The organism is Oceanobacillus sp. FSL K6-0127, assembly GCF_037983385.1.
Taxonomy (GTDB): Bacteria; Bacillota; Bacilli; order Bacillales; family Amphibacillaceae; genus Oceanobacillus; species Oceanobacillus profundus.
In genome coordinates this window covers 154,128-168,027 of sequence record NZ_CP150287.1, presented here as the reverse complement: position 1 = coordinate 168,027, position 13,900 = coordinate 154,128, and the positions used below count along the sequence as shown (strand labels likewise).

Here is a 13,900-nt window from a genome sequence, read left to right as displayed (position 1 = left end):
CAGAGTTAATTTCAGTTTCCGCTTGACTCGATTAATTGATAGAATAGAGTTAATGAATTGTAAAAGGTGATTACATGACGTATAGGTTCAAAATTTCAATAAGAACGCTTGTGGAATATGTGTTGCGAAGTGGCAGTATTGAATCCGGGTTTCGAACGGCTACGACGCTGACAGACGGAACAAAGGCACATCAGAAAATCCAAAAGACGTATAAAGAAACAGATCAAAAGGAAGTGTATGTCATAACGGAGATTCCATATGAAGACTTAACTTTTGTAGTGGATGGACGTTGTGATGGTTTGCTTTTTAATGAGAATGGACAGGTTACGGTTGATGAAATTAAGTCAACACGAAATCCGGTGGAGTGGATTTCAGAAGATACATATCCAGTACATTGGGCACAGGCGATCTTTTATGCTTTTATCTATGCCAAAGACCACGATTTAGCAGAGATAACGATTCAGTTAACATATGTTCAAGTAAATACGGAGCAGCAGGTTAAATTCAAGCGGGAAATGAATTTTCAGGAGCTGAAAACGTATGTAAACAACATTGTCGGTCAGTATGCAGTATACGCCAAGATGAAGCTTCAGCATGTAGAACGACGCGATGTTTATGCAAGGGAGCTTTTGTTTCCATTTGAAAGTTATCGAGATGGACAGCGTAAGCTCGCGGCTTCTGTCTATAAAACAATTTTCGATAAGAAAGATATATTTGCTTCAGCATCAACAGGTATTGGCAAAACGGTCTCAACAATATTCCCTGCTGTGAAAGCGATTGGGGAAGGGCACCTGCAGCGGATGTTTTATCTTACTGCAAAAACAATTACGAGAACTGCTGCAGAGGAAGCATTTCGTTTGCTGGAGGAAAAGGGGTCGGACCTAAAGGTTGTAACCATTACTGCGAAGGATAAAATTTGTTTTCAGGAGGAAGTAAAGTGCTCGAAGGAGCATTGTATTTTTGCGGAGGGGTTTTACGATCGAATTAATGAAGCGGTTTTAGACATATACGCGAATGAAACATTGATGAGTCGCCAAGTAATTGAAACGTATGCAAGAAAACATCGTGTTTGTCCTTTTGAATTTTCATTAGAGCTTGCATATATAGCGGATGCTGTTATTTGCGATTACAATTATATCTTTGATCCCAAAGTGTCATTGAAACGTCTTTTTGAGGAGCAGAAGAAAGAGACCGTCTTATTGGTTGATGAAGCACATAATTTAGTTGATCGAGCGAGAGAAATGTATTCTGCTGACTTGTATAAATCAGCATTTCTGCAACTCAGTCGTACATTTAAAAAACGTAATGAAAGCTTAGCGAAATCAGCTAAAGCAATTAATAATTATCTATTATCCTTAAAGAAGCAAGAGAATTTAATCAGCAAAGATCTAGATGACGAGCTTGTTGCGCTTACTGAAACCTTTTCCATGCATGCAGAGACTGAATTAGTGCAGCATATGGATACAGATTCACTTTTGCTGGATACTTATTTCGCGACACAATCCTTTGTTAAAATAGCGAAGCTTTATGATGAGCGATTTGTAACCTATATGGAGATTCTGAAAAGCGATGTCCGATTGAAGCTATTCTGCCTCGACCCATCTTATCTCATTAACAAGATGGGAAAAGGCTACCGCTCAAAGATTTTCTTTTCAGCTACGCTAACACCTGCGGATTATTATAAAACCTTGTTGGGAGGAACTGAAAAAGATTACGTAACAGCAATTCCGTCTCCATTTGATCGTGAAAAAGCTGAGGTAATTATTCTGCCAATGTCGACAAGGTATCGCGATCGCGAGCGTACAATGACACCAATTGTTCAGTTTGTGGAGAATCTTATTACGAAGCAGTCTGGAAATTTCCTTGTTTTCTTTCCATCCTATCATTACATGGAAGCTGTACATGATGCATTTCAACAGTTTGCACCACATGTAAAGACGATTGTCCAAACGGTAGGCATGTCTGAAACGGATAGGGAGGAATTTTTGGCAGCTTTTATGCCGGATACGGAAGAAAAGCTTATTGGCTTTGCGGTACTGGGCGGCATTTTCTCTGAGGGGGTAGATTTAAAGGGAGAACGGCTTCAAGGTGTCATTATTGTTGGTGTTGGACTGCCGCAAATTGGATTGGAAAGAGATATTATCAAGGACTATTTCAACTCGATTGGTCGAAATGGCTATGATTATGCCTATGTCTTTCCTGGAATGAATAAAGTGCTTCAGGCGGGGGGCAGATTAATCCGATCTGAATCAGACCAAGGAACAATCGCTTTAATCGATGATCGATTTCTACAAAGGAAGTATCAAGCCCTCTTTCCATTTGAATGGCAACATTTTAGAATTGAACGGTAATGCAGGATGTTTAATATTGGCCAGAAAAGGAACACTACTTATAGCAGACGATAAAAAGGAGTGTATACTTGTGAGTCAATCAGAGATTAAAGCAAATGTAGAAAAAATCCTTAATGAAAGTCATACAGGCACGATGGCAACGGTGAAGAACGATAAACCACACTCTAGGTATATGACATTTTTTCATGATGGTTTGAAGCTTTACACACCGACGCATAAAGATGCCGATAAAACAGAAGAAATTGAGAAAAATCCATTTACACATATTTTAATTGGTTATGAAGGCGATGGATTTGGTGATGAATATGTAGAATATCAAGGGAAGGTATCCTTAAACGATACGGATGACCTGAAAAAGAAATTTTGGAATGATGATATGAAACTATATTTTGAGGGACCGGATGATCCTAACTACGCTATTTTGGAAATCGATCCGATTGGAATTCGGTTAATGAATAAAAAGGGAGAATCTCCTAAAGAGATGGACATATAAAAAAGGCTGACAACATTATTGTCAGCCTTTTTAGTTAGCCTGGTAACTTTTAAATGTTAATACTATGGGTAATAACTTAGCTGCACGAACAGTCACGTCCAGCTCCAGCGCTAAAGCTGTAGCTGGACTTCTCTCACCTCTGTACGTCGCTAACTGGGCACTTCCGTTTTGTTCCTCCTACCATCCAGGAACAACTGAGCCTTGGAAGGTTTCCTCAACAAATTGTTTTACTTCATCGGATTGGTAAATATCGATAAACTGTTGTACAGCTTCGTCATCCTTGTTTTCTTCACGAACCGCGATTAAGTTTACAAATGTAGAATCCTGTTCAATAAAGATTGAGTCTTCACCAGGTACGAGACCTGCATCCATGGCAAAGTTTGAATTAATGGCAGCTGCATCAACTTCACCTAACTGGCGCGGGATTTGCGCTGGATCAAGCTCGATGAATTCATAATTGTTTGGGTTCTCAGCAATGTCATTTACCGTTGCATTTACGCCAAGACCTTCTTCTATTTTAATTAAACCTGCTTGTTCAAACAATAGTAATGCACGTCCACTGTTTGTCGGGTCACTTGGAAGACCGATACGGGCGCCGTCCTCGAGATCTGCTACATCTGTTACACCTTCTGAGTAAATCCCCATCGGGAATGTAACCGTATCTGCAACTTTAATTAAATCTAATCCGCGTTCTTCATTCATATGGTCAAAAAATGGCTCGGTTTGGAAGCTGTTTAAATCAAGCTCGCCTTCAGATAAACTAACATTTGGCATGACATAATCGCTGAAAGAAACTAATTCAATTGTTAGGCCATCCTCTTCAGCAAGCTCTGCAACCTTTTCTAAGATTTGTTCATGTGGTCCTGATGTTACACCGACTTTTAATTTACCGTCTTCCAATAATCCTTCTGCTTCATCTGAGCCGCCACCACATGCGGCAAGTACTGCCAACATGCATGCAAGTAATCCTGTGAATAGTAATTTTTTCATTATGTATCCCTCTTTCTAAAGTTGATTAATTAGTTGTTGGAACTGCTAGCCTCTCTACTTTGAGAATGGCATTTATTAATGTATCTTCTGTAATTTCTTCCGCCATTAAATGAATCGATTCTTGAGGCAGTAATGTTTTCTTAATAATACGTTGCAATAGTTCCTCGTCTCGAGCGTCAATGGATAAATGATTTAATGATGCTGGAAGCCCCCAATCATCATATACTGCTAATAGTCTTTTTAGCTCTTCATCCTTTTCTTCTAGAGCCAATTGAACTAAGATACCATAGGACACGATTTCTCCATGTAAAAATTGCTTGATGCTTTTAGCCTCTGTTAATCCATTATGGACGGAATGTGCACCAGCAATTCTTCCGGCCTTTTCCCCGAATCCGCCGACCATGCCACCAGTCATAATAATTGTTTCAATAACGCGTATGAGTGCATCCGATACCTTTTTATTGGATACCGATTCTAGTGCTTCTTTTCCATCCTTTAGTAAGATATCTCTGCACAAAGCTGCGGAGAATTGAGAAATCTGAAGCCAAACAGGTAAATCCTTATCCTTGTAAAAGGATCGAACTAAAGCATCTGCTTCATAATATTTAGCGAGTGTGTCACCAATACCGGCCTTCAAGTATTCAGGTGGCGCACCAGCAATAATAGCTGGCTCAATCAGCACGAGTGTATTTGCTACTGGGAACTCGGTATAGTGTGAATGGGTACCATCAGCTTGATAAAATACACTTAATGGTGTCCAAGCTGCACAGGTAGCTGCGATTGTTGGGATAAGTACGGATTTAATCCCGGCTTTTACAGCTGAGGCTTTAGTGAGATCGAGTGCTGTCCCCCCGCCAATACCGATTACTGCATCAACCCCATCATGTTGAAATGAAGTTGCGAATTGTTCGACAGCCTCAAGCGTACAATGTCCTTCCACAAACGTGATGTTTGAACGATCAAGCTCCTCTGGTATATAAGGAAAGGCAGCATTCCATGCCTTCCTGCCGCTAAGAATATGTATTTTCTTCACGCCTAACTCTGAAAGAAGTACACGTAACTCTTTTAAAATGCCTTCTCCGATTCGATAATGTCCTGGTGCGCCTTTCACAATTGCTGTTGTCATCTGAGCGTCTCCTTATCGTATTTCGGGAAAATAAAAATGCCTCTCTAAAAAAGAGAGGCATGGATATACTTGACAAGTAACCATCCTCTTATTTTCCAAAATACATATTGTATTTTGCAGGAATTAGCACCTATTCTCAGTTGAATTTAACTGGAATGGTTGCCGGGCTTCATCGGGCCAGTCCCTCCGCCGCTCTTCATAAGAGTGTTTATGAATTTGTTATTTCATATATCTTATAATCTATTGGTTGAAAAGTCAATTGATTTCATTTATTCATACTAAATCTGTTATATATTTACTGGATGATAATAAATGCATCGATTCCAGTGTTGCGGACAACCTGTAAATGATTCTCTGCATTTGTCCTGTTTGTAAATGCACCAGCCTGAACGCGATACCAAGTTTCACCTGAAATCGTAACCTGTTCTACAAAAGCTTGAATGCCTTTAGAATTTAGGAAAGATACACGATCATCTGCATTTGCTTTTGATTTAAAGGAACCAGCAATAACCTTATACAGTTGGCCGGTACCAGGACCTCCGTTTTTTTCTTGCAGGTTAAATGCTCTCGCTAGTCCGTTGACATGCCCTTCTGCTACTCGCTGCTTCCATGCGTTCTGTTTCATTAAAGCTGCATTTCCACTATGGTCGATAAAACCATTTTCCGTTAGCATTGCTGGCATGGACGACTCACGTAATACATGGAAATTAGCTTTCTTTTTACCACGATTTCGTAATCCGTTAACTTTAATTATTTCTGCATGTAGAATGTCTCGATATCTAGCAGTCTGTGAACTATCTGAAAGGCTGCTATGAATGAAATCCTCATAGCCATCAGCAGAGCCGTTAAATGCATTACAATGAATAGATAGAAAATAATCAGCACCCCATGCATTTGCTTCATTTGTTCGTTGGGCGAGACTTTTTGTTGTGTTTCCAGTACGACTCATTTGAACACTAACATTACTGTAGTTTCCAATTAGCAGATCGCGTATTCGCAACGCGATATCAAGAACAACATCTTTTTCTTGTATTCCATTTCCAGTAGCACCGGAATCTGTTCCGCCATGACCTGGGTCTAAATAAAGTTTCATTAAAATCTCCTCCTAATATAACGTATGGTTGATAAGAAAAATCGAATTGGACAAACAACACTGTCTTAGTTAAAATCCATTTTTGTCACCTCCGTCTTTTTCTCGTTTGCTTATGGTACTTCTTTTCAAAACTACAATCGATGTGAATGTAGATTTGGGGAGGTAATATTTGATTTAATTTATTGGATAAACTAATGAGCAGAATAAAAAATATATTCAAATAATTATTGACATAATAAAAGTAAGCGAATACAATATGAATTAATAATTGTAAACTGTCTACATTACAGAATATTCAATTTATTTATTTGTTAGGAGGCCTGCATGTAGTAATGAATATAGGGAAAATGCATGTAAGTGAACAAGTACTTGCTTATTTGCGTAAAGAAATTATGTTAAATCGATATAAGGAAGGTGAACACTTAAAGGAATCCCAATTATCAAGCGAATTAAATGTGAGCAGGGGACCTATACGTGAAGCTCTTTCAAAATTAGAAGCTGAGCGGTTGGTTAAGAGACTTTCAAATGGTAGGACAGTAGTAGGGAAGTTTGATATTGAGGATATTAGGAATTTATATGATAGTCGTATTTTATTAGAAAAGCATGCCCTAACACAAATATCTCCAGAAGCTCTAGAAAAAGATAAACATCTACTTTATCTCTACATCCAGCAAATGCAGGATTCTTTCGATAGTCAAATTAGGAATGTTGATGCAGACATGGAGTTTCATGCGTTACTAGTAGGTATGACAAGTAATCAGTCACTTATTCAATTATGGCATTCCTTAAATGGCATGATACAAACGTTAATCGAGGTTACGTCTACAATTCTTGAGTCAAGACAGCAGGAAATTATTGAAGAGCATCTTGTCGTGGTTGATGCGCTAACCATAGGGGAAGTAGAGAAAGCTCAAGAACTGTTAGCCCGGCATTTGAAGAGCGCTTCGGATCATTATTGTCAAGCAGTTATGGAATTGAATTTAGGAGGAAAGATAGGATGACTCAACAAAAACTCAAATGTGCAATTATTGGCTCAGGAAATATAGGAACAGATCTTATGTATAAATTATTACGCAGTGACAAGCTTGAACCTACAACAATGATTGGAATTGACCCGAATTCAAAAGGGTTAGCACTTGCGAAAGAGCATGGACTTGTTCCGATTTATAATGGGATTGATGGCTTTGTGGAGCAAGCAGACTTAGCAGATATTGTATTTGAGGCAACCTCTGCTAAGGCCCATACACATAATGCACCGATATTAAAGAAATTAGGGAAAAAGGCAATTGATCTAACCCCCGCTGCTGTGGGACCGTTTATTGTACCTGCTGTAAGCTTGGATGAGCAAAGTGTGGAAGCGTTAGATAACGTTAATATGGTTACGTGTGGGGGACAAGCAACTGTACCAATGGTCAAAGCAATTTCAGACGTGGTCGACGTGGAGTATGCAGAAATTGTTGCTTCCATCTCTAGCAAAAGTGCTGGACCAGGAACACGTCAAAATATTGATGAATTTACAGTAACAACTGCAAAGGCTCTACAGGAAGTTGGTGGTGCCAAAGAAGGGAAAGCACTTATTATTTTGAACCCTGCAGAACCACCAATTCTAATGCGGAATACAATTCACGTAAAAATATCGGAATACTCTGATGAGATACATCAAAATATTTTACAAAAATTAGATGACATGTTGAAAGTCGTGCAAAGCTATGTGGAAGGATATCGTTTTAAAGCAGATCCGGTAATTAAGGATAATATTGTAACTGTTTCTGTTGAGGTAGAGGGAAATGGTGACTACCTTCCGAAATACGCTGGTAATTTAGATATTATTACTTCCGCAGCTGTTAAAACGGCTGAGGTCATTGCAGCTGCAATGGTTTCGAAAGGAGTGGCACAGTGATGAGCAAAAAAACAATTCGATTCAATGATGTTACATTACGTGATGGTATGCATGCGATTTCGCATCAATATTCGGTAGAACAAATTGCTGAGTTAACAAAATTAATAGATGATTCTGGTGTGGATATTATTGAGGCAACACATGGTGATGGGCTCGGGGGAAGTTCGATCCAGTATGGCTTCTCGAAAGAAACGGAAAAAGACATTATTACAACAGCAGTAAAGTACGCTAAAAATGCAAAAGTGGGTGTTTTGCTTATTCCTGGCATAGGGACTATTGAACATTTAAAGCATGCACGTGAATGGGGGGCATCCGTTGTCCGCGTTGCAACACATTGTACCGAAGCTGATGTTTCTGAGCAGCATATAAAAGCAGGAATTGATTTAGGAATGGATACGGTAGGTTTTTTGATGATGTCTCATCGTGCAGCTCCAGAATTGTTATTAGAAGAAGCTAAAAAGATGGAGTCCTATGGGGCAAGCACCGTTTACGTTGTGGATTCTGCTGGGGCTTTAACAATGGATGATACGAGAAGAAGGGTGGCCTTGTTCAAAGAAAACCTTAATACACAAGTTGGATTTCATGCACATAACAATCTTTCTTTGGGCGTAGCCAATTCTATTGTTGCGATAGAGGAAGGTGCAGACCGCATTGATGCTAGTTTAGCAGGAATGGGGGCTGGAGCCGGTAATGCTTCTCTAGAGCAGCTTGTAGCCGTTATGAATAAGTTAGATATTCCGCACCATGTAGATTTATATAAGGCAATGGATGCAGCTGAAAATGTAATGAAACCCATGATGAAGAGACCAGTTCAAATTGATCGATTAAGCTTAACCCTTGGGTATACAGGTGTCTATTCTAGCTTTCTCTTATTTGCAGAAAGAGCTGGAAAAGAGTATGGCGTAGATGCGCGTGATATTTTAACCAAACTTGCTGAAATGGAAGCAGTTGGTGGACAGGAAGATTGGATTATTGGAGTAGCACAGGAATTAGCAAAGGCGAAATAGTAGGAAATGAAAATCTAGTAGATACGTAAAATTAGGAAGGTTAGGTGGTATCATGTTAGTTATTTTAGCGGATGGAAACTCCCTGGAGGGAGATCATTATCGAATTGAAGAGCAGTTTTTTAAAGAAAGAGACGTTGAGTTCCGAATTGAAGATTGCTTGACAGAAGAAAGTGTTATTGAAAAATGCAAGGATGCAGACGCCGTACTAAGCGTTTATGCTCCAATAACAGAAAGGGTTATTAATGAGTTAACAAACTGTAAAGTACTTGTTAGATATGGAATTGGTTTTGATAACATCGATGTCAAAGCCGCTTCTAATAAAGGTATTCCTGTTTGCAACATTCCGGATTATTCTATTCCAGAAGTTGCAACACATACAATCGCGATGCTTTTACATTTTGAAAGAAGAATTGGTTTATTAGATAGATCAGTTCGAGAAGGAAAATGGAATCCGAATGAAGGATTTAATTCGAAGCGCCTCTCATCATTAACCCTTGGCTTAGTCGGTTTTGGGAATATTGCTCAGGAGACAGCTAAATTTGCTAAAGCTTTTGGTATGAATATTGTCACGTATGATCCATTTATTCCAGATGACGTAGTTAAGAAATTCGGCATCGAAAAAATTGAATTAGATGGACTTATTGAGCAGGCTGATTATGTATCGATCCATGTTCCACTGAACGATGGCACATTCCATTTGATCAATCAGGAAAGGTTGGAAAGAATGAAAAACACTGCTGTTATTTTAAATACAGCAAGAGGACCTATTGTTGATCAAGATGCATTGGTAGAGGCGATAAAAAATGGTTCTATAAGAGGAGCTTGTCTGGATGTACTTGAAAAAGAACCAGTAAAATTAGAGGATGAGATTTTAAAGCTTGATAATGTAGTAATTACACCGCACGCAGCATTTAATAGTGTAGAAGCAAAGGAACGGCTCCATATGCGTGTTTGTGAAACCGCTTACGAAATTTTAACTGGTGGCATACCGCAAAATATTGTTAATGAATCAGCAGTACTATCTTAAAAAATAGTATTTATTTAAGATCCTAAATCAAAAGGGGTATAGCGAATGAAGAAAATACGATATGTGTTGTTCGTTGTTTTCTTAGCACTCGTATTACTTGGATGCTCAAGTACGAGCGCTACAACGAATGAAAAGGAAACGTATACAATTATTGCTGCACATTCTACAGCAGAAACAACATCATTTAATGAGATATTTAAATATTTCAAATCGGAAATCGAAGAAAGAAGTGAAGGTAGAATTAAAGTTGAAATATACCCAAGTGCACAGCTGGGGGCGGATCGTGAATTAATTGAAGGAGTTCAACTTGGTGATGTAACCATGTCACTTCATTCAACAGCTCCTGCAGTAAATTTTGTAGATGATGTTGCGGTGTTCGATATTCCGTTTCTCTTTCCAGATAAAGAAACTGCTAGAGCTGCGATGCACGTAGATAGTCCCTTCTTTGAACTGCTCGCACAAAGCCAAGAAGAAAAAGGATTTAAATTGTTAGGACTACATGATCAAGGATTTCGTCAACTAACAACAAAGAGTGTAAAAGTAGAATCGCCTAATGATCTAGATGGTGTACGTTTACGAACAATGGAGAACCCATACCATATGGCAACATGGCAAACGTTAGGTGCAAATCCTACGCCACTTCCATTTAATGAAGTATATACAGCATTACAGCAAGGGACAGTGGATGGTCAGGAAAATCCGTTTGAATTGATTATTTCCCAACGGTTCTATGAGCAGCAGGATTACTTAACAGAAACGAATCATATCCTGCAAGCGATTCAAATCATTATGAATCAACAGTATTTTGATGATTTGCCAGAAGATCTGCAAATTCTTGTTGAAGAGGTAATAGCTGAGGCGGTTGTTGTAGGAAATGAATTTATTGATGAGAAGGAAGCTGAATATAAAGAAATTATGACAGATGCTGGTGTTGAATTTGTTGAAATTACACCAGATCAATTAGCAACTTTTCAAGAATCTGTATCGAACGTGCTAGATCAGATAAGTCAAGAAGTTGATGAAGAATTGTTAAATACATTGCTTGAATCTGTACAGCAATAGAGAAACATATTAGAAAGGATGTTACTTAAGGTAACGCTCATCAATCTGCTATTTTCATGAAGAGTGTTGCCTTGGGTAACGATTCATTAGGAGAGGTGAATAATAATGAGGTACATATCTTGGCTTAATAAACATATGGAAGAGCTTTTATTAGGGCTGTCGATGCTAAGTTTTGTATTTATTATGGGTCTTCAAGTTTTTATGAGATATGTAATGAACAATTCACTAGCATGGCCAGAAGAGCTCAGTCGTTACATTTTCATATGGTTTACCTTTATTGGTGTGAGCTACGCGGTGAAAAATAATTCGCATTTAAGGGTAGATATTATTTTGAACTATCTACCGAAAAAGTTGGCTCGTTTTTTTGAATTAATCGGTGATATATTCTTCTTTGCATTTAGTATAGTCGTGCTAATTGCTGGGATCAATGTATTTAATACTTTCCTGGGCACAATGCAAACTAGTCCAAGTCTTTCCATTCCTTTAGCTATTGTGTATTTATCTGTACCAGTAGGCTTTGCTTTCACGATGGTTCGATTAATCCAGAATAATATAAAGCGATTCAAAGGGATTGAAGTGGAAAGGGAGGAAACGACATTATGAGTGCAGGTGTAATCTTCATCGTACTAATAATATTTTTAGCAATTGCTATACCAATTGGAGTTTCTTTAGGTCTTACATCTGTATTTACTGCCTTTTTTACAGATGTTCCAATTAACGTTGAGTACATCGTGCGTAGTATGGCAACCGCTTTAGATAGTTATCCGTTACTAGCAATTCCACTGTTTATATTTGCCGGAACAATTATGGCAAAGGGCGGAATGTCGGAGCGATTATTTAACGTCTTTATTTTCTTTGTTGGAAAAAGAACGGGTGGTGTACCCGCAGCGGCAATTTTAACCTGTTTGTTTTTTGGGGCAATTTCAGGGTCTGGTCCAGCTACTGTGGCGGCAGTCGGAGCAATGGTTATACCGATTTTAATCAAGCTTGGTTATGATAAAGGCTTTAGTACAGCAATGATTGCTACAGCGGGTGGGCTTGGTGTTATCATCCCACCGAGTATACCATTTATTGTATTTGGAATGTCTGCTGGTCAATCTGTTGGTGACTTATTTATCGCTGGTATTCTTCCTGGTATTCTTATCGCGCTTTGTTTAATTGGCTATACGTATTTTTATTGCCGTGGAAAAGGTGAAGATAAGGAAAAAATTAATGAAGTATACAATGAAATTACGAAAGATGGTATTTTGAAAATTTTCTCTAGAGGATTCTTTGCTCTATTAACTCCCGTCATTATTTTAGGTGGTATTTATAGTGGGATTGTAACGCCGACAGAGGCAGCGGTTGTCGCTGTTATATATGGACTTATTGTTAGTATATTTATCTATAAGACAATTCATCGGCAAAATTTCATACCGATTATTATAGAGTCGGTGAAGGTAACCGTCCCAGCATTATTTGTTGTATCGGCTGCGACTGTATTTGGTAGAGTGCTAACTTTAGCGCGCTTGCCACAATCTGTTTCTGAATTCATGGTATCCTTAACGGAAAAATCAGCTCTAATTATACTGATCATTATACTTATATTGTTAATTGTCGGTATGTTTATGGAAACCTTAGCAGCTATTTTAATTCTAACGCCAATCTTTCTGCCTGTGGTCACAGCAGTTGGATTTGATCCGATACACTTTGGAGTAATTATGATTGTTGCACTAGCAATTGGATTTGTAACTCCTCCAGTTGGTATGAATCTGTTCGTAGCAAGTGGTCTAACCAATCTATCTATAATGGAAATTGGCAGAAGGGCAATACCTTTTATTGTTGCATTTTTAGTTGCTTTGTTACTAATCACATTTATTCCACAAATAAGCTTATTTTTTCTTTAACTATTAAATGAATGGGAGCGATTTCAATGCATGCGAAAACAAAATTTCATGGTATTATCCCACCGATTCCATCTGTTTTATATGAAAATGGGAAAATAGATGAAACTGGAATGAGGAATTTGATCGATTTTCTAATTGAATCTAAAGTGGATGGTCTTTTCTTTAATGGTTCTGGTGGGGAGTTTAGTCAGATGTCGATCAATCTAAGGAGGCAGATGGCAAGATTTGGTGTGAACTATGTAAATGGACGGATACCTGTTTTAATCGGGACTGGATCAGCGAGTACCGAAGAAACAATAGCGCTAAGTCTACATGCTAAAGAGATTGGTGCAGACGGTGTAGTGATTGTAAATCCGTATTATTGGAAATTAAGTGAGGAAAGTTTGTATCAGCATTATTGTCAAATTGCAGATGCTGTTGACTTACCAATTCTATTGTATAACTTCCCAACATTAACGGGTCAGGATTTAACTCCGGAATTGGTTTACAATCTGGCAAAAGAATATCCACATATTGTTGGAATTAAGGAAACTGTGGAAGATATTGGTCACACAAGAGAAATCATATTGAAGGTGAAAAGTGAAAGACCTGATTTTGCCGTTTTTTCGGGATATGATGACCAGTTATTAAATACGCTTTGTACTGGAGGAGATGGATCTATTCCTTTAACAGCATCCTTTGCACCAGAGCTATCCGTTGGTATTTATCAGGCATTTAAAGCAGGTAATTATGAGAAGGCGATTCAGTTACATCGTAAGCTTACGCCATTATTATCATTATACAAATTGGATTCTCCATTTGTGAACGTTGCCAAGGAAACAATTAAATTGCGTGGAATTGATATATCAACAGAGGTCTTAGCACCTTTACGTCCATTAAATGAAGAGAAGAAGCAGGAATTAGAACGTCTAGCAACTACGTATCTATCTGATTTTTTACAGGTTACGAACGAGGTGGAGTAAAAG

General features: G+C 38.4%; 13 protein-coding genes and 1 riboswitch. Of the genes, 10 read left to right on the top strand and 3 right to left on the bottom strand.

Going from position 1 to position 13,900, the window contains the following annotated elements; all coding sequences use genetic code 11:
* Nucleotides 1-74 precede the first annotated feature (74 nt).
* Both MHH64_RS00775 and MHH64_RS00770 read left to right on the top strand, forming a co-directional pair.
* Nucleotides 75-2,351, top strand: coding sequence for an ATP-dependent DNA helicase (locus MHH64_RS00775; protein WP_340002492.1), 2,277 nt, complete (start codon nt 75-77; stop codon nt 2,349-2,351).
* Between the two features lie 70 nt (nt 2,352-2,421).
* Entirely contained in the window at nt 2,422-2,844 is a 423-nt protein-coding gene (locus MHH64_RS00770) for a pyridoxamine 5'-phosphate oxidase family protein (RefSeq protein WP_340002491.1), read from the top strand.
* A gap of 177 nt (nt 2,845-3,021) precedes the next feature.
* Here MHH64_RS00770 and MHH64_RS00765 read toward each other — a convergent pair whose 3' ends face one another.
* The 3 genes from MHH64_RS00765 to MHH64_RS00755 all read right to left on the bottom strand — a co-directional run bounded on the left by MHH64_RS00765 (nt 3,022) and on the right by MHH64_RS00755 (nt 6,053).
* Nucleotides 3,022-3,834: a MetQ/NlpA family ABC transporter substrate-binding protein gene (locus MHH64_RS00765; RefSeq protein ID WP_095310612.1), complete on the bottom strand. Its 813-nt coding sequence runs from the start codon at nt 3,832-3,834 to the stop codon at nt 3,022-3,024.
* Between the two features lie 25 nt (nt 3,835-3,859).
* Nucleotides 3,860-4,960, bottom strand: coding sequence for an iron-containing alcohol dehydrogenase family protein (locus MHH64_RS00760; RefSeq protein WP_340002490.1), 1,101 nt, complete (start codon nt 4,958-4,960; stop codon nt 3,860-3,862).
* A gap of 85 nt (nt 4,961-5,045) precedes the next feature.
* Nucleotides 5,046-5,165: riboswitch (SAM riboswitch) on the bottom strand.
* Nucleotides 5,166-5,255: 90 nt separating this feature from the next.
* Nucleotides 5,256-6,053 carry an N-acetylmuramoyl-L-alanine amidase gene (locus tag MHH64_RS00755; RefSeq protein ID WP_095310616.1) on the bottom strand — a complete coding sequence of 266 codons (798 nt, stop codon included), beginning with the start codon at nt 6,051-6,053 and terminating at the stop codon, nt 5,256-5,258.
* Nucleotides 6,054-6,385: 332 nt separating this feature from the next.
* On the opposite strand from MHH64_RS00755, the gene MHH64_RS00750 reads away from it, so the two are divergent.
* The 8 genes from MHH64_RS00750 to MHH64_RS00715 all read left to right on the top strand — a co-directional run bounded on the left by MHH64_RS00750 (nt 6,386) and on the right by MHH64_RS00715 (nt 13,897).
* Nucleotides 6,386-7,054, top strand: a complete 669-nt coding sequence (locus tag MHH64_RS00750; protein WP_303446939.1) for a GntR family transcriptional regulator — start codon at nt 6,386-6,388, stop codon at nt 7,052-7,054.
* Nucleotides 7,051-7,953 carry an acetaldehyde dehydrogenase (acetylating) gene (locus MHH64_RS00745; protein WP_303446938.1) on the top strand — a complete coding sequence of 301 codons (903 nt, stop codon included), beginning with the start codon at nt 7,051-7,053 and terminating at the stop codon, nt 7,951-7,953. The genes MHH64_RS00750 and MHH64_RS00745 overlap by 4 nt, the downstream gene beginning before the upstream one ends.
* Nucleotides 7,953-8,960 carry a 4-hydroxy-2-oxovalerate aldolase gene (dmpG, locus tag MHH64_RS00740; protein WP_303446937.1) on the top strand — a complete coding sequence of 336 codons (1,008 nt, stop codon included), beginning with the start codon at nt 7,953-7,955 and terminating at the stop codon, nt 8,958-8,960. The genes MHH64_RS00745 and dmpG overlap by 1 nt, the downstream gene beginning before the upstream one ends.
* 52 nt (nt 8,961-9,012) lie before the next feature.
* Nucleotides 9,013-9,987, top strand: coding sequence for a C-terminal binding protein (locus MHH64_RS00735; RefSeq protein WP_303446936.1), 975 nt, complete (start codon nt 9,013-9,015; stop codon nt 9,985-9,987).
* A 45-nt stretch (nt 9,988-10,032) separates the two neighbouring features.
* A complete protein-coding gene (locus MHH64_RS00730; protein WP_303446935.1) occupies nt 10,033-11,049 on the top strand; it encodes a TRAP transporter substrate-binding protein in 1,017 nt (338 codons plus the stop codon).
* Nucleotides 11,050-11,154: 105 nt separating this feature from the next.
* The gene (locus MHH64_RS00725) at nt 11,155-11,652 is read left to right on the top strand and encodes a TRAP transporter small permease (protein ID WP_303446934.1); all 498 of its coding nucleotides are present in this window, start codon (nt 11,155-11,157) and stop codon (nt 11,650-11,652) included.
* Nucleotides 11,649-12,935 (top strand): TRAP transporter large permease, encoded by a 1,287-nt coding sequence (locus MHH64_RS00720; protein WP_303446932.1) that lies wholly within the window; start codon nt 11,649-11,651, stop codon nt 12,933-12,935. The genes MHH64_RS00725 and MHH64_RS00720 overlap by 4 nt, the downstream gene beginning before the upstream one ends.
* A gap of 26 nt (nt 12,936-12,961) precedes the next feature.
* A complete protein-coding gene (locus tag MHH64_RS00715) occupies nt 12,962-13,897 on the top strand; it encodes a dihydrodipicolinate synthase family protein (RefSeq protein ID WP_303446931.1) in 936 nt (311 codons plus the stop codon).
* Nucleotides 13,898-13,900 lie beyond the last annotated feature (3 nt).